Origin of the sequence: Microvirga terrestris, assembly GCF_015694425.1 — a bacterium.
GTDB lineage: Bacteria > Pseudomonadota > Alphaproteobacteria > Rhizobiales > Beijerinckiaceae > Microvirga > Microvirga terrestris.
Genome location: NZ_JADQDN010000004.1, coordinates 233563 through 254638, shown reverse-complemented (window position 1 = coordinate 254638; position 21076 = coordinate 233563). Strand labels below are relative to the sequence as shown.

Sequence of the window (21076 nt, the reverse complement as noted above, 5' to 3'; positions counted from 1 at the left end):
AAAAGTGGACCCGGTTTTCACTGCGTGGCCCGCTGGGTCCGCTCCGAACGATGCTCTCATTCAAGAAGAAAGCATCGGATGGACCCCAAAAGTGCAAGTCCACTTTTGGGTCCGATGCTTTAAGGGAGCATCGCCATGAACTTTCTCTCACGCCGCTCGCTTCTTGCCATCGCGGCTGTCACGGACATCGCGCTCCATGCCCGGCCCATGCCGGTCTCCGCCAAGGCGCTGGCCGCCCGGCACAACCTGCCGCCGCGCTATCTGGAGCCGGTGCTGCAAGCTCTGGTGCGCCAGGGCATCCTCAAGGGCGTGCGCGGTCCGCGGGGCGGCTATGAACTCGCCCGCGAACGGCGGCGGATCACGGCGGGCGACATCGTGCGCATCGCCATGGCGGCCCTGGAGGAGGACGCCGCGTCGCCAATCCCCGAATCGCGTCTGGCCGAGGCTGTGGTCAGCCCCCTGGTCCAGCGCGGCACTGAGGCTTTTCTGAGCGAACTCGACCAAGTGACCGTCGAAGATCTATGCCAGAAAGCTCAGGCGGAATCGGCCGTTGAGAATGCTTCAGCAGTAGATTTCACGATTTGACATGTGAAATATTCCAAATATCGACACCTGCTGCGGAAAAAGATAAGCTTCCTCCAATCTGAAGGAGGATCCCATGGCTGACACTGTCAATGCATCGAGCGCCCGCACGAAGCCCGGGCGCGGCCGCATCTACGGCTCGATTACGGAAACCATCGGCAATACCCCGCTCGTACGCCTGAACCGGCTGCCTCAGGAACACGGTGTGGATGCCGAGATTCTCCTCAAGCTCGAGTTCTTCAACCCGCTTTCGAGCGTGAAGGACCGCATCGGCGTCAACATGATCGAATCCATGGAAGCCGCCGGTCATATCGGGCCTGGCGCGACCCTGATCGAGCCGACCTCCGGCAATACCGGCATTGCGCTGGCCTTCGTGGCAGCAGCCCGCGGCTATCGCCTGATCCTGGTGATGCCCGAGACCATGTCGCTTGAGCGGCGCAAGATGCTCGCCTTTCTCGGAGCGGAGCTCGAACTCACCCCCGGTCCCCAGGGCATGAAGGGCGCGATTGCACGCGCCGAGGAGCTGCTGCGCGAGATTCCGGGTTCGGTCATCCCGCAGCAGTTCAAGAACCCGGCCAATCCGGAGATCCATCGCAAGACGACGGCCGAGGAGATCTGGAACGACACAGGAGGCCAGCTCGATGCCTTCGTGTCGGCGGTAGGCACCGGCGGCACGATCACCGGCGTCGGCCAGGTGATCAAGCCGCGCCTGCCGAGCCTCAGGGTCATCGCCGTGGAGCCGGAGGATTCGCCGGTGCTCTCCGGCGGCCAACCGGGTCCGCATAAGATCCAAGGCATCGGCGCAGGCTTCGTGCCGGACGTGCTCGACCGCTCCGTGATCGACGAGGTGGTCACCGTGGGCAACCAGACCGCCTTCGACATGGCGCGCAAGCTCTCCAAGCTCGAAGGCATCCCCGGCGGCATCTCGACGGGCGCCAATGTGGCTGCGGCGCTTGAAGTCGCCGCTCGTCCCGAGTTCAAGGGCAAGCGCATCGTCACGGTCGCGTGCTCCTTTGCCGAGCGCTACATCTCGAGCGCGCTCTTCGAAGGGCTATGAGTTCTTTTAGTCAGTGACAAGACTCAAGGGCGGCTTCTCGGCCGCCCTTTTTGTTTGCGCTGGGCACAAGCGTAGCCAGAACTTCGCTCCGCCCGCCGGGTTCTCCTTGCACGCACAAAATTTGAACGATGTTTTCAAGAGAATTTGATGGAGTTCATCATGGCGGAACGCAAGGCTCCCCATTCGTTAAAGGATCAAGACGCGGACCAGATCCGCAACGAGCAGCGCGGCGGCATCGACAGCCCCGTCGATCCCAACCGGGACGGCGGCGTCGAGGGCAATGCCACGCTGCGACGTGTGTGGAGCCAGCCGGGCGGCGAGGCCTATGCCTATCGTCAGGGCCAGACCGGTCAGACCAGCAAGGCCGGACAAGACGGCCATGACGAACTCACGGCTGCTGAAACTCCCGAGGCCACCAAGCACCTGAGCGACGCTACCCTGTCGCCGGACGACAAGGATGCGACTGCCGAGGCCATCGAGCGGATGACAGCGGTCAACGGCAAGGACGAGGGCTGACAGGAGAGCACTATGGGCAATGCAGGCTACGGCAACCACACCGACGACACGAAGCAGGACGTCGAGTCCAAGCGGCTCGATCCGCAGAGCGATCAGAAGGCTCCGTCCGACAAGCAACCCGGTGGCAAGCAGCCGGCGGCAGGCCCGCACAGCAAGCCGGAGCTGACGAACCCGGATTCGACTCCCGGCACGGGCGCTCTGCCCGATGCAGGCGACCGGGATGCGACCGACTCGACCAGTTCATAAGGAACAACCAGCGATGGCAAAGCCCGATAACAAGCCCAGTCAAGCGACCGAGGAGGATATCAGCGCTCCGCGCCTGACCCCGCAGGGCCGCGAGAACCCCGAGGCCTCGGGTGAGGATTCGACGAACCCGATGGGCGAGGGTGCCAAAAAGGGACAGAGCGACAAGGCCGAGGGCTGAGCGCAGGCCCGTCGTATCAATCGAAGGAGGAGCCGTACAGCTCCTCTCTACAATCCTCCGTCCCTTCCGTAGACCCGAAAGCCTTCCCGCTCGCAGAGGCGGTCGTAGTAACGCTCGATTGCTTGCAGATGAGGGCGTTCGAGCGGAATGCTCCTCCAGCGATGGACCGAGAGGCCGATGACGATGTCTGCGCAGGTGAAGGCTGGCCCGGCGATATAGGCGCCGGTGCGGGCGAACTCCCGGTCGAGCACCTGAACGGCGGAGCAGAACGCGTTCCAGGACACAGCGATCTGCTGTTCATCCTGGAAGTTCGGATTCTTGCGCACTGTCGCCTGAAAGACATAGCGCCAGGTGTTGTTGAAGTCGGAGACCTGCCAGTCCATCCACTTCTCGACCTGCGCCCGCTCGGCAGGAGCGAAAGGCAGCAGATCGTCACGGCCTTCGCGCGCCGCCAGGTATCGGACGATGCTGTTCGATTCCCAGAAGAGCTGCCCTGCATCCTCCAGCACCGGGATCATGCCGACAGGATTGAGCTTCAGAAAATCAGGATCGGTGACAGACCGCGTCCCGCCGCCCCAATCGATGCGCTCGAAGGGGAGGCCAAGCTCCATGCAGGTCCACAGCACCTTCCGGACATTGATGGATCCTGCGTATCCATGAATCTTCAATATGTCCCCTCCCGATCTCCGTTCATGAAAAAGGCCGCTCCGAAGAGCGGCCTTTCAACTGTTGCCTAAGGCGCTGCCTTTAGGCGCTCAGGGCTTCCTTCGAGCGCTCGGCGCGCTTGCGGTCGTTCGGGTCGAGGATCGCCTTGCGGATGCGGATCGACTTCGGCGTCACCTCGACGAGCTCGTCGTCCTGGATCCAGGCCAGCGACTTCTCCAGCGTCATGCGGATCGGCGGCGTCAGGCGCACCGCTTCGTCCTTGGAGGTCGTGCGGATGTTGGTGAGCTTCTTGCCCTTCAGCACGTTGACCTCGAGGTCGTTCTCGCGGTTGTGCTCGCCGATGATCATGCCCTGATAGACCTTCCAGCCGGGCTCGATCATCATCGGGCCGCGATCCTCGAGGTTCCACAGGGCGTAGGCCACGGCCTCGCCGTTGTCGTTCGAGATCAGCACGCCGTTGCGGCGGCCGGCGATCTCGCCGCGATAAGGCTCGTAGGCGTGGAACAGGCGGTTCATGATCGCGGTGCCGCGGGTGTCGGTCATCAGCTCGCCCTGGTAGCCGATGAGGCCGCGGGTGGGAGCGTAGAACACGAGGCGCTGGCGGTTACCGCCGGACGGGCGCATCTCGACCATGTCGGCGCGGCGCTCGGACATCTTCTGCACGACGACGCCGGAATGCTCCTCGTCCACGTCGATGACCACTTCCTCGATAGGCTCGAGAAGCTGGCCGGCTTCGTCCTTCTCGAAGACGACGCGAGGACGCGACACGGCGAGCTCGAAGCCCTCGCGGCGCATTGTCTCGATCAGGATCGCGAGCTGCAATTCGCCACGGCCCGAGACGTAGAAGCTATCCTTGTCGGACGCTTCCTCGATCTTGAGGGTCACGTTGCCTTCCGCTTCCTTGAACAGGCGGTCGCGGATCATGCGGCTCGTGACCTTGTCGCCCTCGGTACCGGCGAGCGGCGAGTCGTTCACGATGAACGACATGGTTACGGTCGGCGGATCGATGGGCTGGGCCTGGATCGGAATGTCGTTCTCGGGCGCGCAGAAGGTGTCGGCCACCGAGCCCTTCACGAGGCCCGCGATGGACACGATGTCGCCGGCCTCGCCGAGCTCGATGGGCTGGCGCTCCAGGCCACGGAAGGCCAGGATCTTGGACACGCGGCCGGTCTCGACCACCTTGCCCTCGCGGTCGAGCACCTTGATCGACTGGTTCGGCTTCACGGTGCCGGAGGAGATGCGGCCGGTGACGATGCGGCCCAGGAAGGGGTTGGCCTCGAGCAGCGTCCCAAGCATGCGGAACGGGCCTTCCTCGGTCTTCGCCGGGGGCACGTGCTCGAGCACGAGGTCGAAGAGCGGCGCCAGGCCCTCATCGCTCGGACCTTCAGGAGCCTTGGCCATCCAGCCGTTGCGGCCTGAGCCGTAGAGGATCGGGAAGTCGAGCTGCTCGTCGGTGGCGTCGAGGGCCGCGAAGAGGTCGAACACCTCGTTGACCACCTCGACGTGGCGGGCGTCGGGACGGTCGATCTTGTTGATGGCGACGATCGGGCGCAGGCCGATCTTGAGGGCCTTGGAGACCACGAACTTGGTCTGCGGCATCGGGCCTTCGGCTGCGTCCACGAGGACGATGGCGCCGTCCACCATGCTCAGGATGCGCTCCACCTCGCCGCCGAAATCGGCGTGGCCGGGGGTGTCGACGATGTTGATGCGGGTGTCCTTCCAGACGACCGAGGTCGCCTTGGCCAGGATGGTGATGCCGCGCTCCTTCTCGAGGTCGTTCGAGTCCATGGCGCGCTCTTCCACACGCTGGTTCTCGCGGAAGCTGCCCGATTGCTGGAGGAGCTTGTCGACGAGGGTGGTCTTGCCATGGTCGACGTGGGCGATGATGGCGATATTGCGCAGCTTCATGAGGCTAGTCTTTCAAAACAAAATGGCCCGGTTCGCGGCAAGCGGTGCCGCGCCCCTGGCTCGAACCGGGCGGAAATTCTGATGCGCTGCAATATAGCGATAAGAGAGCGGCGGCAATAGGGCAGCTTGTCTCTAGTGCTCAAAGAACAGCCAGCACCTTGGGGCCCGCAGCGTGAGCTGCGAGCCTTTCAGGTCAATCGAGGGTGGCATGGCGGGCAGCCCGGCTCGATGGTTGGGGTGAAAGGTGAGAGCCTGGCTGCTCGTCACGCGCGGTTTGTTTCAGCGGACCTGGTCAGAGCCAGGATCGGCCACCTGCGATCACAGGCGTGCGAGGCCTGCGGCAGGACCGCTCCTTGCCCCACACTTGCGACGCCTCGCGAGCGCGCCCCTCGTCGGGAAAGGATAGGTGATGTTATAGCTAAGGTGACAGCATTTGTCAAGAACAAAATAGGAACATAGCCGCTGTACTCCCTCTCCCCTGTGCGGGAGAGGGTGGCCTGCGCAAGCAGGTCGGGAGAGGGGCCGTTAGACGTCGAGCAATTCCCCTCTCCCGGCTCGCTCCGCTCGCCACCCTCCCCCGCAGAGGGGAAGGGAACACGCGTCTCATCCTGCACGCGATCCCGGATCGGCTGCGCCGTTCGGGATGACGGCGTGGGGGCCACGGATGACTCCGGGATGACGATGGCGGGCTTACCACCGTTGCGCCGTGCCCCGCGACAGAAGGCCATCGCCTGCTGCTGCGATATGCTCTACACACAGATTGAAGTCATTCGGTGAAGTCCTAAATGGCTGAAAGCCCCGGCCAATCCAAAGCTCAGCATGTCTGCACGAACATCATCGAACGCTCCTCGCATGCTTGGGCTTGAAGCTCTCGCCGCAGCCGTAACGCAGGCCCGTCCCTGTCGCAGCGCGCGCGACATCGGACATCCGACGCATCAGCCTCCCGTCGGGAGGTGCCGGCTCGATGCACGATAGGCTCGTTCCCAGCCCGGATTTTCTCACCGGAGGTGGTGAGATGGGTGCGCTCATGCGAGCTCATGACTGGTCCTCCTCTCCCCTCGGCCCGCCGGAATACTGGCCGCAGAGTCTTCGGGCCGTGGTGAGCCTTATGCTCACGTCGAAATTCCCCATGTTCGTCGCCTGGGGGCCAAAACTCGCGTTCCTGTACAATGACGGCTACGTGCCGATTTTCGGTGCCAAGCACCCGCATGCCCTCGGTCTGCCGTTCCGTAACGTTTGGTCGGATATCTGGTCCGATATCGAACCGCTGGTGATCAAGGCGCTGGCCGGAGAGGCGACCTATCATGAGGACTTGCACCTCGTGATGGAGCGCCACGGCTACCCGGAAGACACGTGGTACACCTTCTCTTACTCACCAGTCCGCGACGAGACGGGCGGGATCGCCGGCATGTTCTGCGCCTGCACGGAGACCACGCAGGAGGTCAAGCTGCGCGCGACCCTGAAGGCCGAGCAGGACCGGCTGCGCGAACTCTTCAAGCAGGCTCCGGGCTTCATGGCGATGCTGCGCGGCCGGGAGCACGTGTTCGAGCTGGTGAACGATGCCTACCTTCAGCTCGTGGGGCATCGCCGTGACATCGTCGGCAAGACCGTGCGCGAGGCCCTGCCGGAGGTCGAAGGTCAGGGACTCTTCGAACTGCTCGACAACGTCTACACCACGGGTCAGCCGTTTATCGGGCGAAACCTCCGGGTCGGGCTGCAAAGAAAACCGGAGAGTGCGCCCGAAGAGCGCTTCGTCGATGTTATCTATCAACCGATCACCGACCGGGAGAGCAGGGTCACCGGCATCTTCGCCGAAGGCTACGACGTCACCGAGCGCATGCAGGCCGAGGAGAGCCTGCGCGAGAGCGAGGCCCGATTCCGCAATCTCGCCGACAACGCACCCGTCATGGTCTGGGTGACGGAAGCGGACGGCACCTGCATCTATTTGTCACGGAGCTGGTACGAGTTCACCGGCCAGACGCCGGAAACCGGATTGGGCTTCGGCTGGCTCGACGCCGTTCATCCGGACGACAGCGGCTGGTCGAGCGAGGTGTTTCGCACGGCCAATGCACAGAAGGAGCCTTTCCGCTTGGAGTACCGGCTGCGTCGGGCCGACGGCACCTATCGCTGGGCCATCGATGCCGCAGCACCCCGCTTTGGCGAGGACGGCACCTTCCTCGGCTATGTGGGCTCGGTGCTCGACATCACCGACCGAAAGCAGGTGGAGGAGCATCGCGAGCTTCTCATTAACGAGCTGAACCACCGGGTGAAGAACACGCTCACCATCGTCCAGTCGATGGCGTCGCAGAGCCTGAAGCAGATGAGCGAGGAGAACCGTCCCAAGGTCCAGGCCTTCGAGGATCGCCTGTTCGCCCTGGCCCGCGCCCATGACGTGCTCACCCGCGAGAATTGGGAGGGGGCCGAGCTTCGCGAGATCATCAACGAGGTGGTCGAGCCCTATCTGCGGCAGAAGACGAAGCATTTCGAGATCGACGGACCCCATCTTCGCCTGATCCCGAGAACGGCGCTCGCCATTGCCATGGCGATTCACGAGTTGGCGACCAATGCTGCCAAATACGGCGCGCTCTCCGTTTCCTCCGGATGCGTCTTCATCACCTGGACGGTCACGACGAATGAGAATCCGCACCTAGAGCTGCGCTGGCAGGAGCGGGACGGCCCGCCGGTTTCACTGCCGACGCGAAGAGGTTTCGGCACGCGCCTGATCGAGCGAAGCCTCGCAACCGACGTGGGCGGCAACGTCCGGCTGACTTATGAGCCTGCCGGGGTGGTGTGCGTGATGGATGTTCCGCTGAGGGATGAAGGTGGGGTGCTGGAGCCCTCTGCGCGGCCGTAAGGAAAGTCCGGACCATCGTCTCCTGGGGATCCCTGCAGACGAAGGCTTGTCACGAGGCTCGCTCTCTCGACCTGCGGCGATGAAAGCACCTGTCGGGACCGGCCCGCGGGCATGTTGTGAGGAGGACAGGGAGCGGCGCCGTCGAACCTCGAGCCGCCAAGTCCGCCGAGTTTCCTGATCGACAAGGCAAGCGGCTTGACTGAGAGTATGGGGGGCCGCTTCAGCCCTGGGCAGCAACGGCGATCCCTTCTTCTCCGGAGATCGGATGAGGATCATGCGTGTTCGGCTTGGCTTTCAACTCTCCGTCACGGCGCTGTTCGTGGCGGTGGTGCTTGCCGTCGGTCTGGCCCTTGTCTTCCTCAGCTTTGACCGCGCCCGCTCGATCACCCGATCTGCGGCTTTGAGTTTCATCGACCGGGTCGCCGACCACACGGCCGACCGCGTGAACGGACAGTTCAAGGACGTGCTCGACATCCTGGAGGTGCTGCGGCAGCTTCAGCCCGTCGAGTCCGGCACGATCCTGGGCAATCCGCCCCTCTATGCCACGCTAGCAGCGCTCTTGCGTCGGCATGGACAACTCTACAACCTCTATGTCGGGTATGAAGATGGTGGGTTCATCGAACTCGACATGCTGGATCGGGCAGGGCCGGCGATCCGCGAGCAGCTCCAAGCGCCGCCGGACGCCGCCTTCAGGCTCTCTGTCATGGAGCGACCGCCAGGAGAAGTAACCCGGATCCGCTTCACGTCCTATCTCTCGTCCGACCTGACCGTGCTCGCCCAGGACCATCGCGAGGCCGATTACGACCCACGCGAGCGGCCATGGTACCGGGGAGCCTTCGAGCCCGATGCCGGCGCGATCACCGACCCTTACGTGTTCAAGGTTGCGTCCCTGATCGGGTACACGGTGCGTGCGCCGTTCACGCAAGGACGGCGCGGCATCGTGGCTGGGGACATTCTTCTCGCCGAGACCGATGCTTTTATGCGCGCTCAGAAGCTCGGAGCTTCGGGAGCCGTTTTTCTCTTCGACGACCGTAGCCGGATCGTGGCCCATTCCCGCATGTCGGAATTCCTCCATGCGCAAGGTCCCGATGCGGCGCTTGAATTGCCGCGTCTCAATCAACTCGTGGCGGTCGACATCGCTCGTCCTCTAGCCCTCTGGCAACAGGGCGGTGCGACGCATCAGATCTTCGACACGGCGGACGGGCGGACTTACGTGGCAGCCTTTCGTTCGATCAAGTCGGCCGGATCGTCAGGTCTTAAGCTCGCCGTTGTGGCGCCGCTCGACGAGTTTTTCGCCGAGGTCGAGGCGGGACGGCGCCAGCTCGTTCTCCTGGCGCTGGGCTTCGTCCTTGCAGCACTCCCGATCGTGTGGTGGATCGGATCGATGCTGTCGCGGTCCATGAAGGCGCTGGCGCTCGAGACGGACAGAATCCAGAAATTTGAGACCGGCGGGCCAACACGGCGGATCCGCTCGATGATCCGGGAGATCGACGACCTCGGACAATCGGTTGCCACGATGCAGACGGTGGTGCGGAACTTCGCCAGCTTCGTGCCGAAGCGCCTCGTCCAGCAGCTCGTCGCGACAGGTGATGCCCTCCAGCCCGGGGGGTCGCGTCGCGAGGTGACGATCCTGTTCACCGACATCGCGGACTTTACCGTCATCGCCGAGAGGGCGGATCCCGAACAGGTGATGCTTCGCACCTCGCGTTATCTCGCCGTGCTCTCCGCCGTCATCATGGAGCACGGCGGTACGGTCGATAAATTCGTCGGGGACGCCATCATGGCGATCTGGAACGCACCGGCCGACGATCCCGATCATGTCGCCCATGCCTGTGCGGCTGTGCTGGCCTGCCGGGAGGCCAATCGCACGCTCAACGCGGAATTCGAACGTGAAGGATGGCCGGCCTACAGGACACGGTTCGGGCTTCATACGGGCGAGGCGGTCGTCGGGACCGTCGGGTCGGACGACCGGATGGCCTACACGGTGCTCGGCGCGACCGTGAACCTGGCGGCACGGCTCGAGCCGCTCAACAAGGATTACGGCACCGAGATCCTCGTCAGCGACGCTGTCCAACGCCAGGTGTCCGACCGCTTCGCGTTCCGCGCCGTCGATACTATCAGGCCGAAGGGATTCGAAGCGACCGTTCCGGTCTACGAACTGTGCGGAGCCTTGCAGGGGAACGCGTTGCCGGATGACGTTTTCGACAACAGGTGACGGTTCTGCAGCATGAACAAGAACGGCCGGGACGAGCCCGGCCGCGCTGCGATCATCGGTGTTTCTTAGAGCCCCAGCTTCTTCTTCCGCTGCGCCAATGTCCGCAGCCTCAACGCGTTGAGCTTGATGAAGCCGGCGGCGTCGCGGTGGTCGTAGGCGACGGCGCCTTCCTCGAAGGTCACGAGGTCTTGGTCGTAGAGGGTGTAGGGGCTCTGGCGGCCGATGAGGTGGACGCCGCCCTTGTAGAGCTTCAGCGTCACTTCGCCGGTGACGAATTCCTGGGACTTGTCGATCAGGGCCTGGAGCATCTCGCGCTCCGGCGCGAACCAGAAGCCGTTATAGATGAGCTCGGCATATTTCGGCATGAGCTCGTCCTTCAGGTGCGCAGCACCCCGGTCGAGCGTGATCGACTCGATGCCGCGATGGGCGAGATGCAGGATCGTGCCGCCCGGGGTCTCGTACATGCCGCGGCTCTTCATGCCGACGAAGCGGTTCTCGACGAGGTCGAGGCGGCCGATGCCGTTGATCCGGCCCAGCTCGTTGAGCTTGGCGAGGAGATCGGCCGGACCCATCTTTTGGCCATCGATGGCGACCGGATCGCCCTTCTGGAACTCGATCTTGATCACCGTCGGCTTGTCGGGGGCGGATTCGGGACCGTCGGTGCGCGAGTAGACGTAGTCCGGCACTTCCATGGCCGGGTCCTCCAGCACCTTGCCCTCGGAGGAGGCGTGCAGGAGGTTGGCGTCGACGGAGAACGGCGCTTCGCCGCGCTTGTCCTTGGCGATCGGGATCTGATGCTGCTCGGCAAAAGCGATGAGCTGCTCGCGGGAGCGCAGGTCCCATTCGCGCCAGGGGGCAATCACGGTCACGTCGGGCTTCAAGGCGTAGTAGCCGAGCTCGAAGCGCACCTGGTCGTTGCCCTTGCCGGTGGCCCCGTGGGAGACCGCATCGGCCCCCACCTTCTCGGCGATCTCGATCTGCTTCTTGGCGATCAGCGGGCGGGCGATGGAGGTGCCGAGCAGATAGAGGCCCTCGTACTGGGCATTGGCGCGGAACATCGGGAACACGTAGTCGCGCACGAACTCGTCGCGCAGGTCCTCGATGAAGATGTTCTCCGGCTTGATGCCGAGAAGTTCGGCCTTCTTGCGGGCGGGCTCCAGTTCCTCGCCCTGGCCGAGATCGGCGGTGAAGGTCACCACCTCGCAGCCATAGGTGGTCTGCAGCCACTTGAGGATGATGGAGGTGTCGAGGCCGCCCGAATAGGCGAGCACGACCTTGTTCACGCGCTTGTCGGCCATGGCAAAGGTTCCGAAAGAGAAAGGGTGCTGGCGGCTTAGAACGGAACCATAATCCACGCAACGGGCAATTCTCCCGCCGGCATGCTTCCCCTGCATTCCTGCCTGGAAGGCCGGAAGCTGTCGTAACCCAGCGGAATATCCTAGTCTCTCCCGTGGAGCGAAAGGCCCGCTTCGGGAGTTGGCCTGGTTCCGTCCGGGTTTTCTGATCGCGAAGGACGCCCATGCACCGTCGACCGGTTCTCGAATTCTGGTACGAATTCGCCTCGACCTATTCCTATCTCGCCGCCATGCGCATCGAGGCGGCGGCGCAGACAGCTGGGGTCGGGCTCGTGTGGCGGCCGTTCCTGCTGGGGCCGATCTTCAAGGCGCAAGGCTGGGACAATTCGCCCTTCAGCCTCTACCCGGCCAAGGGCCGCTACATGTGGCGGGACATGGAGCGGGAGGCGGCGCGCCTCGGGCTGCCCTTCTACCGGCCCAAAACCTTCCCGCAGAACGGGCTCCTGGCCGCCCGGGTCGCGCTTTTGGGCTCCGACCGGGGCTGGACGCCGTCCTTCACCCGGGCCGTCTACACGGCCCAGTTCGCGGAATGCCGCGACATCGCCGATCCGCAGACCGTCACGGATATCCTGACAGGCTTGGGCTTGGACCCCGAGGCCATCATCGCCGAGGCGGGGGCTGAAACCAACAAGATGCGCCTGCGCCGGATGGGCGAGGAGGTACAGTCGCGCGGCCTCTTCGGCGCGCCCACTTTCTTTGCCGAGGACGGCGAGATGTTCTGGGGCAACGACCGCTTGGAGCAGGCCCTCGACTGGGCCGTGACCCAGGCGCGGCGGGCTGAATGGCCGGGCTGAACCGTCCTGGCCCATCAAAATTGGAAACATCGGACGGGGCAAAGACCCGTCGCTGCCTTACGGCCGGATTGATCAGGAAGGCACTTGCATTCAGAAAGTCACTTGCAGGATGGGGCACCGGAGTCCGGTGCCCCTGAACGCACGACCTATGCCGCCTTGACGCCCGAGAGGAAGATATCGACCTCGCGTCCCAGGTTGGTGGAGTTGCGGGCAAGTTCCTGGGCTGCGGAGAGCACTTGAGAGGCCGCCGCTCCGGTGTCACCGGCACCCTGGCGCACGTCGCTGACGCTGCCGGTGACCGCTTCCGTGCCGCGTGCAGCTTCCTGCACGTTGCGGGCGATTTCGTTCGTTGCAGCACCCTGCTCTTCCATGGCGGCGGCGATCGAGACCGAGATCTGCGACATCTCCGCAATCGTCCTGGCAATCTGCTGGATCGCCTGCACCGCTTCGGTGGTCGCCTGTTGCACGGAGCCGATCTGTGTCGAGATCTCGCCGGTTGCCTTCGACGTTTGGTTGGCAAGCTCCTTCACTTCGGAGGCCACCACCGCGAAACCCTTGCCGGCCTCGCCCGCCCGCGCCGCCTCGATGGTGGCGTTGAGGGCGAGCAGGTTGGTCTGGCCGGCAATGGTGTGAATGAGCTGAACCACGTTGCTGATCTTCTCGGCCGAGGTCGCCAGGGTCTGGACCGTTTCGTTGGTGCGTTGGGCATCGGCCACGGCGCGCTCGGCGATCTGCGAGGACTGGCTGACTTGAGAGGTAATCTCGCGGATCGAGATCGACAGCTCCTCGGTGGCGGCCGCCACCGTCTGAACGTTGGCCGAAGTCTGCTCGGCCGCGGCGGCCACCGTGACGGATTGACTATTGGTCTGGTTGGCAACGGCCGTCATCGATTGGGCGGTCGCTTCCATTTCCGTGGCGGAGGCCGACAGGGATTGCACGAGATGGCCGACCTTGCTCTCGAACGTGCTGGCCAACTCCATCATGGCGCGGCGTTTCTCGACTGCGGCCCGGGCGGCCTGGGCTTGGCTATCTTCCTCCAGACGGAGACGCTCGACCGCGTTCTCCTTGAAGACGAGCACGGCCTTGGCCATGGCGCCGATCTCGTCGGTCCGCGAAGCTTGAGGTACCGAAACATCGATATGTCCGGAAGACAGCGATGTCATGATCCCCTGCAGGGCCCTGATCGGCGACAGGACTCGCCAGAGAAGAACGAGACCGGAGGCAACAAGGGCAAAGCTGAGCATCCCGAGACAGACCGTCAGCCAGCGCTCCCACGCACCGGCTGATGCCGTCGCATCGGCGACCGCCTTCGCTGTCCGATCCTCCACCAACTGGAAGAACTCGTCGACCGGGCGCATGATCTCCGCCTTGAAGCGATGATATTCAGCCGAATGCAGCAGATCCCGGGCGAGCTTGAGGTCGGGCTCCTTCTTGATCGTATACTTGCCCGATCCATCGGCGAATGTTCCTTTGACAGCGTTCATCGCCTGGACTTCGAGCGCCACCAGACCGTCGGATTTCGCAGCGGCCTGTTGCAGCTTCTGGAATTCCTGATCCGTGAAGCCAGCCTCCTTCATCGACGTGAGAAGCGGCTTGGTTTCGCCGTTCGGGCGCGGTCGCTTGCCGTCTTCGCCGACGAGATCCCAATAGATGCGGTGGGCCAATTGGGGCCTCGGCTTTTCGCCGCTGCGCATCGCGATCACATCGAGGTATTGCGCTTCGTAGTGCGCATCGCCGCCGACCGCATAGGTTCTGGCGAGACGGGTCAGGTCGTCGGAACTCTGCCTGAACTCATCGGCGAGGAGATAAGACTTGTATTGCGTCTGATATGCCTGGGTCAGGTCTTGTGCAGCTTTGCCCTGCTGGTGCCACGTCACCGCGACACCGCCAGTGGCAAGGGCATTGAGCCCCATCAGGGCGATGAAGGTGCTGCGAATGGAGAGATTGAGGCGTCTGGACATTATTTCATTGTTGGCCTGCTCGCATCGCCGCGGGAGGCTCGTGCCCCTATGGCACAAGTAATTTCAGGCACCTTAAAAAGTAGATTTGAAGAATTTCTTATTGGTTAATATGCATTCCTTTTGGGAATATATTGGATTTTTTGTTTGATAGCCGCGAAGTGAATTTCTTCAAGGGAAAGCCATAACAACATAAATTCGCATTAAATTTTATGAAATAACATTCGATTGGATTTCTAACGGGGAGTGATAAGGGGGCCGATGCCCGCTTTCCGTCTCGGCAGGGCCCAGGGACGAGCATGCCGCTGCTTCCGGACGTCAGGCTTGAAACCCTTGTGATCCGGGGCCAATTGGGTTAAGACAACCCCCAATCCGATAGGACAGTGACGGTTTCGATTGTCAGGGTGCGTGTTCCGCGCCCTCGCGTTGTTCCGGAAAACCCTGTCGGACCAAGCGTTTCCATCCGCTGATGATACGCCGGCCTGCTCGACTGAGCAGCATGCCCGGGACATGGCCCTGAAGGGGCGTCCCAGGCAGCGGCGGCTGGAAACGGCCCGTTAACACGAGCCGCCGGCGTTGCCCCTTGAACGAGGGCCATTCAGGAGAACCTATGTCTGCAGCTTTGCAACAGCCGAGCCGTGAAGATTTCGCGGCCCTGCTCGAAGAATCCTTCCGCACGAACGAGATCAGCGAAGGCTCGGTCGTGAAGGGCAAGGTGGTCGCGATCGAGAAAGACGTCGCGGTCATCGATATCGGCGCCAAGACCGAAGGTCGCGTCGCCCTGAAAGAATTTGCCGGCCCGAACCGCGACCAGACCGTGGTCGTCGGCGACGAGGTCGAGGTCTATGTCGAGCGCATCGAGAATGCCCTGGGCGAGGCCGTCATCTCCCGTGACAAGGCCCGCCGCGAAGAGTCGTGGGTGAAGCTCGAGAAGGCCTTCGAGGCCCAGGAGCGCGTCAACGGCACCATCTTCAACCAGGTGAAGGGCGGCTACACCGTCGATCTCGACGGCGCAGTGGCGTTCCTGCCGCGCTCCCAGGTCGACATCCGCCCGGTGCGCGACGTCACCCCGCTCATGGGCGTGTCCCAGCCGTTCCAGATCCTCAAGATGGATCGCCGCCGCGGCAATATCGTCGTGTCGCGCCGCACGGTCCTCGAAGAGAGCCGCGCCGAGCAGCGTTCCGAGCTCGTGGCGAACCTCGAAGAGGGTCAGGTCATCGACGGCGTGGTCAAGAACATCACCGAGTACGGTGCGTTCGTTGATCTCGGCGGCATCGACGGCCTGCTGCACGTCACCGACATGGCATGGCGCCGCGTCAACCATCCGTCCGAGGTCGTAACCATCGGCCAGACGGTGAAGGTGAAGATCATCAAGATCAACCACGAGACGCACCGCATCTCGCTGGGCATCAAGCAGCTGCTGGCGGATCCGTGGGAGGGCATCGCAGCCCGCTACCCGGTCCAGGCGAAGCTGAAGGGCCGCGTCACGAACATCACCGATTACGGTGCGTTCGTCGAGCTGGAGCCCGGCATCGAAGGCCTGATCCACGTCTCCGAGATGTCCTGGACGAAGAAGAACGTCCACCCGGGCAAGATCATCTCCACCTCGCAGGAGGTTGAGGTCGTGATCCTCGAGGTCGACCAGGTGAAGCGCCGCATCTCGCTGGGCCTGAAGCAGACGCTCCAGAACCCGTGGGAGGCCTTCGCCGAGAAGCACCCTGTCGGCACCGAGGTCGAGGGCGAGGTGAAGAACAAGACCGAGTTCGGTCTGTTCATCGGCCTCGAGAACGACGTCGACGGCATGGTCCACCTCTCGGACCTCGACTGGAACCGTCCGGGCGAGCAGGTCATCGACGACTTCAAGAAGGGCGACGTCGTGCGCGCTCAGGTTCTCGACGTGGACGTCGAGAAGGAGCGCATCTCGCTCGGCATCAAGCAGCTGGCCGGCGACCCCTTCGCCGAGGCCGGCGAGATCAAGAAGGGCCAGATCGTCACCTGCGAGGTTCTCGAGGTGAAGGATGGCGGCCTGGAAGTGAAGATCGTCGACACCGACCTCTCCACCTTCATCAAGCGCAACGAGCTCGCTCGTGACCGCGCCGACCAGCGCCCCGAGCGCTTCGCCGCCGGCGAGAAGCTCGATGCCCGCGTCACGCAGTTCGACCGCAAGGCCCGCCGCGTGACCGTCTCCATCAAGGCCCTCGAGGTCGCTGAGGAGAAGGAAGCCATGGCTCAGTACGGCTCGGCCGATTCGGGTGCGTCGCTCGGCGACATCCTCGGCGCCGCCCTGAACAAGGCCGGCAAGAAGTAATCGAACGCTGCACGTCAGGGTTTGATGGATCCCCGGGCCGAAAGCCCGGGGATTTTTTTATGTCGGGAAAGCGATCCGCGCCGTCGCGCTGGCTTTTGCTCGGCCGGCGCCTTTCCGCCAGCCTCCGCTGCGAGGCTCTGGAGGAAGGCCGGCTTTGAACCGTGCCGGCAGGGTTCATTCCATCCGCGCCAGAACCTGCTCGAGACTTGCGAGAAAGCGCGGCCAGCCGTGCCGGGCACCCTCATAGGCCTGTTGCTGGTCCGGCCGGAGGCCCGACTGCACCATGCGCAGGGAGGTCCCGGTGCCCGTCGGCGTGAGCGTCCAGGTGACCACTGTCTCGAGGCCATAGGCCGCCCACGTGTAGGACAGAATCTTGTTCGGCTCGACTTCCAGGACCCGGCAATCCACGGAGCCCCAACCCGCACGAAGGCTGAAGCTGTGGTCCACGACCGGCTTGAAGTCGTTCTTCATCAGCCACTCGTCGATCAGGTGCGGTTGGGTGAGCGCGCGCCAGATCTTTTCCGGCGGATGCGGTATTTCACGCTCGACAACGACGGAGCGCGTTTCAGTCAAGGTTTCGGTCATTGGTCCATCCTTTTCAGCAGGTCTTCGAGGTCGTCGAACCGGCTTTCCCAGAAGCCGGCCATTTGGCTTGTCCAGTCGATCAGCGGTGCCAGGGCGCTGAGCTGCGCGCTGTAGTGGGTCTGGCGGCCTTCGTGGCGGCCGCGCACCAATCCGGCCTGCTTCAGAACGCCGAGATGCTTTGAGACGGCCGGTTGCGAGATTTCGGCGCGAGCCGTGAGAGCCGCGACCGTCTGCTCGCCTTCACGGCACAGGCGCTCGAAAATGGCCCGTCGCGATGGATCGGCGAGCGTCCTGAAGAGCACATCGTGGTTCTTGGCCGTCATGACATATAACTCGTTGGCTATCGGTTTGATCAATAACCAGCGAGTTATGTTTGAGTCAATTAGGAATGTGAAAAGCCTGGGTCCAGGTGTCGTCCGTGGACATTACTCGGGTGCCCTCTACATGGACTGCACATGCGCCATGCGAAAAATTGATCCACTTTTCCGTCCAAGGCGCTAGTTTGCTGCCTCCACACATCCGTGAACCGAATTAGAGACGAGCAGATGTCCATCGATGCCGAAGCCATTGCCGACCGCCGCCGTCTGCGCCGCAAGTTGTCCTTCTGGCGGGTGGCTGGATTTTCGGGCCTGATCGCAGCCGTTGCAGCCATCGGCTATGCCGCCGCCGACCGGGCCGGCTATGGGGCGATCCAGAACCAGATCGCCCGCGTATCCATCGACGGGGTGATCACCGGCAACCAGCGTCTGGCCGACCTGATGCGCCGGGTGGGCGATTCGAGCGCGGTCTCCGGCGTGGTGATCTCCATCAACAGCCCCGGCGGCACCACGACGGGGTCGGAGGAGCTCTTCCGCAACATCCGCCGCTTGGCCGAGAAGAAGCCGGTCGTCACCTTCGTGGACGGCACCGCAGCCTCCGGCGGCTACATCACGGCGATGGCCACCGACTACATCGTGGCCCGAGAGACCTCCATCGTGGGCTCCATCGGCGTGCTCTTCCAGTATCCCGACCTCACGGGCCTCATGGGTCAAATCGGCGTGAAGGTGGAGGCGGTGAAGTCGGCCCCGCTCAAGGCAGAGCCGAATCCGTTCACGCCGACCTCGCCGGAAGCCCGTGCGGCCATGCAGGCGGTGGTCAACGACACCTATGATTGGTTCAAGAGCTTGGTGCGTGAGCGCCGCCGCCTGAACGAGGGCGAACTCTCCACCGCGTCCACCGGCCAGGTCTTCAGTGGCCGTCAGGCTGTTCCCCTCAAGCTCATCGACAAGATCGGCAGCGAGAGGGATGCCGTGGCCTGGCTCGAGCAAACGAGAGGCGTAGCCAAGGACCTGCCGATTCGCGATTGGAAGCCAAGCTCGGACCGGGACATCTCGATCTTCGCCATGAGCGCCACCGTGGCCGATCTCTTCGGGTTCGAGCGGGTGGCCGAGGCCATGCGCCAAACATCCGCGCAGGCGGAGATCGCACGGCTTGACGGCCTCTTGGCTGTCTGGCAACCTTTGGAAAAATAAAGCAACGTCAAAGATATAGCTCATCCATGATAAAATCCGAACTCGTGCTCAAGATCGCTGAGCAGAACCCGCATCTCTACCAGCGCGACGTGGAGAAGATCGTGAACGCGATCCTCGACACCATCGGGGATGCGCTGGCCCGGGGCGACCGGGTCGAGCTGCGCGGCTTCGGGGCCTTTTCGGTGAAAAAGCGGGATGCCCGCACGGGCCGCAACCCGCGCACGGGCGAATCCGTTTCCATCTCGGAAAAGGTCGTCCCGGTCTTCAAGACGGGCAAGGAAATGCGCCAGCGTCTCAATGCCCCGGCTCCGAAGGTCATGAAGGCGGCAGCTGCCCAATAACCCCGAGAGGTGTTCGTGATTCGCTTTCTGAAGGCGCTCATTCTCCTGCCGGTCGCCATTCTGATCGTCCTGCTCGCCGTGGCGAACCGGGCTCCGGTGACCCTTTCCCTTGACCCGTTCTCCCAGGAAGCGCCCGAATTTGCGTTCCAGCTGCCCCTCTTTGCCGTCATCTTCGCCGCCGTGATGCTGGGCGTAGTGATCGGCGGCACGGCCACCTGGTTCGCGCAGGGGAAAAACCGCAAGTCCCGTCGGCAGCTTCGGCGCGAGACGCGTCAGCTGCGCTATGAGACCGAGCGCCTGAAGGCGCAGACCCCTTCGAACACGAACCTGCCGGCCACCGTTCCGTCCCAGGCCCGGAGCATCTAAGATTATCCCATGCGCGTCGTGACCTCTGCCGAGATCGATCGGGTTCTCACCTTTCCTGTCCTGATCGACGCCCTGGCCGAGGCCTTTCGCGGCAGCATGGTCACGCCGGTTCGCCACCACCACGAGGTCGAGCGTCCGGGCGCCCATGGCACGCTCCTGCTCATGCCGTCCTGGACCGGACCCGCGATACAGGACGGCTTTCTCGGCGTGAAGGTCGTCACCGTGTTTCCCGAGAACGGCACCAGAAGCCTGCCAAGCGTGATGGGCTCCTACCTGCTGATGGACGGCAGCACGGGCGAGCCGGTCTCCGTGCTCGACGGCGCGCGCCTCACCGTCTGGCGCACCGCCGCCGCATCGGCATTGGCTGCCCGATATCTCGCCCGCGAGGATGCAAGCCGCATGGTGATGGTCGGGGCCGGCGCGCTGGCGCCCTTCCTGATCCGGGCTCATATTAGCCAGCGGCCGATCCGCGAGGTGGCGCTCTGGAACCACCGGTCCGACAAGGCCGAAAGCCTCGCGGCTGACCTGGCGCGCGAAGGCCTGCCCGTCACCGCCGTGACCGACCTGGAGACGGCCGTGCGCGAGGCGGATCTCGTCTCCTGTGCGACGCTCTCGACCGCGCCCGTCGTCAAGGGCGCCTGGCTGAAAGAGGGGGCGCATCTCGACCTCGTGGGCGCGTTTAATCTCAAGATGCGCGAGGCCGACGACGAGGCCCTGCGCCGGGCTCAGGTCTATATCGACACCCCGGCGGCCAAGTCAGAGGGCGGCGATGTTGCGGTGGCCCTGCAGCGGGGCGCCATCACCGAGGATCATATCCGCGGCACCCTGACGGACCTGTGCCGCAACGCGCCCCATCGGGATCCTGCGGTGATCACCGCCTTCAAATCCGTGGGCACCGCCCTGGAGGACCTGGCTGCGGCGATGGTGGTGTGGCGCTCGCTGGCAAAATCGTTGTAAACTACCTCCTATGGATAACTTGGTGAAAATCTGCGGGCTCTCCACGCCCGAAACCCTCGATGCCGCCCTGAGCGCAGGCGCGGACATGGTCGGCTTCGTGCGTATTCCCAAGAGCCCCCGCCACGTCAGCCTCAGCCTCGGCCACAAGCTCTCCCTGCAGGCCCGGGGCCGCACCCAGCGCGTCGTGCTTCTGCTCGATCCAAGCGATGAGGAACTCGCCCAGGCTGTCGAGGCCATCAATCCCGACCTGATCCAGCTGCATGGAAGCGAGACGCCCGAGCGCGTCGCCGAGATCCGCTCGATTTTCAAGCGGCCGGTGATGAAGGCGCTGGGCATTGCGGAGCCGTCCGATCTCCAGGCTCTCTCCCCTTATGCCGGCGCCGACCACATCCTGCTCGATGCCAAGCCGCCCCGCACCGCAGGCGCGCTCCCCGGCGGCAATGGCGTCTCCTTCGACTGGCAGCTGCTGAACGGGCTTGACCGCAAGGTTTCCTTCATGCTGTCAGGAGGCCTCAACCCCGACAATGTGGCGGAGGCGATCCGGCTCACGAAGCCGCAGGCCGTCGATGTCTCGTCCGGGGTGGAAAGCGGACCGGGTCTCAAGGATCCGGCCAGGATCGAGGCCTTCATCAGGGCCGCCCGGACAGCATTCGCTGCTGCCCGTCACTAACATCAGTGG

Annotated in this window: 20 protein-coding genes; 14 read left to right on the top strand and 6 right to left on the bottom strand. The window is 63.6% G+C overall.

The window, feature by feature from the left end; genetic code table 11:
- Nucleotides 1–135: 135 nt before the first annotated feature.
- The 5 genes from I2H36_RS10280 (at nucleotide 136) to I2H36_RS10260 (ending at nucleotide 2579) form a co-directional block, all read left to right on the top strand.
- A complete protein-coding gene (locus tag I2H36_RS10280) occupies nucleotides 136–585 on the top strand; it encodes an RrF2 family transcriptional regulator (RefSeq protein ID WP_196263793.1) in 450 nt (149 codons plus the stop codon).
- A 73-nt stretch (nucleotides 586–658) separates the two neighbouring features.
- Nucleotides 659–1639 (top strand): cysteine synthase A, encoded by a 981-nt coding sequence (gene cysK / locus I2H36_RS10275; protein ID WP_196263792.1) that lies wholly within the window; start codon nucleotides 659–661, stop codon nucleotides 1637–1639.
- 159 nt (nucleotides 1640–1798) lie between these two features.
- The gene (locus tag I2H36_RS10270; protein WP_196263791.1) at nucleotides 1799–2155 is read left to right on the top strand and encodes a hypothetical protein; all 357 of its coding nucleotides are present in this window, start codon (nucleotides 1799–1801) and stop codon (nucleotides 2153–2155) included.
- A gap of 12 nt (nucleotides 2156–2167) precedes the next feature.
- Nucleotides 2168–2401 (top strand): hypothetical protein, encoded by a 234-nt coding sequence (locus tag I2H36_RS10265; RefSeq protein WP_196263986.1) that lies wholly within the window; start codon nucleotides 2168–2170, stop codon nucleotides 2399–2401.
- A 13-nt stretch (nucleotides 2402–2414) separates the two neighbouring features.
- Nucleotides 2415–2579, top strand: coding sequence for a hypothetical protein (locus I2H36_RS10260; protein ID WP_196263790.1), 165 nt, complete (start codon nucleotides 2415–2417; stop codon nucleotides 2577–2579).
- Between the two features lie 47 nt (nucleotides 2580–2626).
- Here the strand turns inward: I2H36_RS10260 and I2H36_RS10255 are convergent, their stop codons facing one another.
- Both I2H36_RS10255 and typA read right to left on the bottom strand, forming a co-directional pair.
- On the bottom strand, nucleotides 2627–3247 hold the full coding sequence (locus I2H36_RS10255) for a glutathione S-transferase family protein (protein ID WP_210331025.1): 621 nt from the start codon (nucleotides 3245–3247) through the stop codon (nucleotides 2627–2629).
- Between the two features lie 79 nt (nucleotides 3248–3326).
- Nucleotides 3327–5153, bottom strand: coding sequence for a translational GTPase TypA (typA, locus tag I2H36_RS10250; protein ID WP_196263789.1), 1827 nt, complete (start codon nucleotides 5151–5153; stop codon nucleotides 3327–3329).
- Between the two features lie 964 nt (nucleotides 5154–6117).
- On the opposite strand from typA, the gene I2H36_RS10245 reads away from it, so the two are divergent.
- Together I2H36_RS10245 and I2H36_RS10240 are read left to right on the top strand one after the other, a co-directional pair.
- Entirely contained in the window at nucleotides 6118–8007 is a 1890-nt protein-coding gene (locus I2H36_RS10245) for a PAS domain-containing sensor histidine kinase (RefSeq protein WP_196263788.1), read from the top strand.
- A gap of 274 nt (nucleotides 8008–8281) precedes the next feature.
- Nucleotides 8282–10222, top strand: a complete 1941-nt coding sequence (locus I2H36_RS10240; protein WP_196263787.1) for an adenylate/guanylate cyclase domain-containing protein — start codon at nucleotides 8282–8284, stop codon at nucleotides 10220–10222.
- Nucleotides 10223–10287: 65 nt separating this feature from the next.
- Here I2H36_RS10240 and I2H36_RS10235 read toward each other — a convergent pair whose 3' ends face one another.
- Nucleotides 10288–11520: an argininosuccinate synthase gene (locus tag I2H36_RS10235; protein ID WP_196263786.1), complete on the bottom strand. Its 1233-nt coding sequence runs from the start codon at nucleotides 11518–11520 to the stop codon at nucleotides 10288–10290.
- Nucleotides 11521–11741: 221 nt separating this feature from the next.
- Here I2H36_RS10235 and I2H36_RS10230 point away from each other — a divergent pair, with 221 nt between their 5' ends.
- On the top strand, nucleotides 11742–12371 hold the full coding sequence (locus I2H36_RS10230) for a 2-hydroxychromene-2-carboxylate isomerase (RefSeq protein WP_196263785.1): 630 nt from the start codon (nucleotides 11742–11744) through the stop codon (nucleotides 12369–12371).
- Between the two features lie 146 nt (nucleotides 12372–12517).
- On the opposite strand, the gene I2H36_RS10225 is transcribed toward I2H36_RS10230, so the two are convergent.
- Nucleotides 12518–14332, bottom strand: coding sequence for a methyl-accepting chemotaxis protein (locus I2H36_RS10225; RefSeq protein ID WP_246718743.1), 1815 nt, complete (start codon nucleotides 14330–14332; stop codon nucleotides 12518–12520).
- A gap of 607 nt (nucleotides 14333–14939) precedes the next feature.
- Between I2H36_RS10225 and rpsA the strand changes: the two genes are divergently transcribed.
- Nucleotides 14940–16637, top strand: a complete 1698-nt coding sequence (rpsA, locus tag I2H36_RS10220) for a 30S ribosomal protein S1 (protein WP_196263784.1) — start codon at nucleotides 14940–14942, stop codon at nucleotides 16635–16637.
- Nucleotides 16638–16811: 174 nt separating this feature from the next.
- On the opposite strand, the gene I2H36_RS10215 is transcribed toward rpsA, so the two are convergent.
- Both I2H36_RS10215 and I2H36_RS10210 read right to left on the bottom strand, forming a co-directional pair.
- Nucleotides 16812–17222, bottom strand: a complete 411-nt coding sequence (locus I2H36_RS10215) for an SRPBCC family protein (protein ID WP_196263783.1) — start codon at nucleotides 17220–17222, stop codon at nucleotides 16812–16814.
- Nucleotides 17219–17545, bottom strand: a complete 327-nt coding sequence (locus I2H36_RS10210; protein WP_196263782.1) for an ArsR/SmtB family transcription factor — start codon at nucleotides 17543–17545, stop codon at nucleotides 17219–17221. The genes I2H36_RS10215 and I2H36_RS10210 overlap by 4 nt, the downstream gene beginning before the upstream one ends.
- Before the next feature lie 222 nt (nucleotides 17546–17767).
- On the opposite strand from I2H36_RS10210, the gene sppA reads away from it, so the two are divergent.
- The 5 genes from sppA to I2H36_RS10185 are packed head-to-tail and all read left to right on the top strand — an operon-like array spanning nucleotide 17768 to nucleotide 21067.
- Nucleotides 17768–18733 (top strand): signal peptide peptidase SppA, encoded by a 966-nt coding sequence (sppA, locus tag I2H36_RS10205; RefSeq protein WP_196263781.1) that lies wholly within the window; start codon nucleotides 17768–17770, stop codon nucleotides 18731–18733.
- A gap of 26 nt (nucleotides 18734–18759) precedes the next feature.
- Nucleotides 18760–19074: an integration host factor subunit beta gene (gene ihfB / locus I2H36_RS10200; protein ID WP_196263780.1), complete on the top strand. Its 315-nt coding sequence runs from the start codon at nucleotides 18760–18762 to the stop codon at nucleotides 19072–19074.
- A gap of 15 nt (nucleotides 19075–19089) precedes the next feature.
- The gene (locus I2H36_RS10195; RefSeq protein WP_196263779.1) at nucleotides 19090–19440 is read left to right on the top strand and encodes a lipopolysaccharide assembly protein LapA domain-containing protein; all 351 of its coding nucleotides are present in this window, start codon (nucleotides 19090–19092) and stop codon (nucleotides 19438–19440) included.
- Nucleotides 19441–19449: 9 nt separating this feature from the next.
- Nucleotides 19450–20397, top strand: coding sequence for a bifunctional Delta(1)-pyrroline-2-carboxylate/Delta(1)-piperideine-2-carboxylate reductase (lhpI, locus tag I2H36_RS10190; RefSeq protein ID WP_196263778.1), 948 nt, complete (start codon nucleotides 19450–19452; stop codon nucleotides 20395–20397).
- A gap of 10 nt (nucleotides 20398–20407) precedes the next feature.
- A complete protein-coding gene (locus I2H36_RS10185) occupies nucleotides 20408–21067 on the top strand; it encodes a phosphoribosylanthranilate isomerase (protein WP_196263777.1) in 660 nt (219 codons plus the stop codon).
- Nucleotides 21068–21076 lie beyond the last annotated feature (9 nt).

Bases quoted from the DNA above. Each gene is read 5' to 3' on its own strand.
- I2H36_RS10260 (WP_196263790.1), top strand. From the start codon at position 2,415: ATGGCAAAGCCCGATAACAAGCCCAGTCAAGCGACCGAGGAGGATATC.
- I2H36_RS10270 (WP_196263791.1), top strand. From the start codon at position 1,799: ATGGCGGAACGCAAGGCTCCCCATTCGTTAAAGGATCAAGACGCGGAC.
- I2H36_RS10235 (WP_196263786.1), bottom strand. From the start codon at position 11,520: ATGGCCGACAAGCGCGTGAACAAGGTCGTGCTCGCCTATTCGGGCGGC.
- I2H36_RS10210 (WP_196263782.1), bottom strand. From the start codon at position 17,545: ATGACGGCCAAGAACCACGATGTGCTCTTCAGGACGCTCGCCGATCCA.
- I2H36_RS10240 (WP_196263787.1), top strand. From the start codon at position 8,282: ATGCGTGTTCGGCTTGGCTTTCAACTCTCCGTCACGGCGCTGTTCGTG.
- I2H36_RS10225 (WP_246718743.1), bottom strand. From the start codon at position 14,332: ATGTCCAGACGCCTCAATCTCTCCATTCGCAGCACCTTCATCGCCCTG.
- I2H36_RS10215 (WP_196263783.1), bottom strand. From the start codon at position 17,222: ATGACCGAAACCTTGACTGAAACGCGCTCCGTCGTTGTCGAGCGTGAA.
- I2H36_RS10280 (WP_196263793.1), top strand. From the start codon at position 136: ATGAACTTTCTCTCACGCCGCTCGCTTCTTGCCATCGCGGCTGTCACG.
- cysK (WP_196263792.1), top strand. From the start codon at position 659: ATGGCTGACACTGTCAATGCATCGAGCGCCCGCACGAAGCCCGGGCGC.
- I2H36_RS10230 (WP_196263785.1), top strand. From the start codon at position 11,742: ATGCACCGTCGACCGGTTCTCGAATTCTGGTACGAATTCGCCTCGACC.
- rpsA (WP_196263784.1), top strand. From the start codon at position 14,940: ATGTCTGCAGCTTTGCAACAGCCGAGCCGTGAAGATTTCGCGGCCCTG.
- I2H36_RS10245 (WP_196263788.1), top strand. From the start codon at position 6,118: ATGCACGATAGGCTCGTTCCCAGCCCGGATTTTCTCACCGGAGGTGGT.
- I2H36_RS10265 (WP_196263986.1), top strand. From the start codon at position 2,168: ATGGGCAATGCAGGCTACGGCAACCACACCGACGACACGAAGCAGGAC.
- lhpI (WP_196263778.1), top strand. From the start codon at position 19,450: ATGCGCGTCGTGACCTCTGCCGAGATCGATCGGGTTCTCACCTTTCCT.
- sppA (WP_196263781.1), top strand. From the start codon at position 17,768: ATGTCCATCGATGCCGAAGCCATTGCCGACCGCCGCCGTCTGCGCCGC.
- ihfB (WP_196263780.1), top strand. From the start codon at position 18,760: ATGATAAAATCCGAACTCGTGCTCAAGATCGCTGAGCAGAACCCGCAT.
- I2H36_RS10185 (WP_196263777.1), top strand. From the start codon at position 20,408: ATGGATAACTTGGTGAAAATCTGCGGGCTCTCCACGCCCGAAACCCTC.
- typA (WP_196263789.1), bottom strand. From the start codon at position 5,153: ATGAAGCTGCGCAATATCGCCATCATCGCCCACGTCGACCATGGCAAG.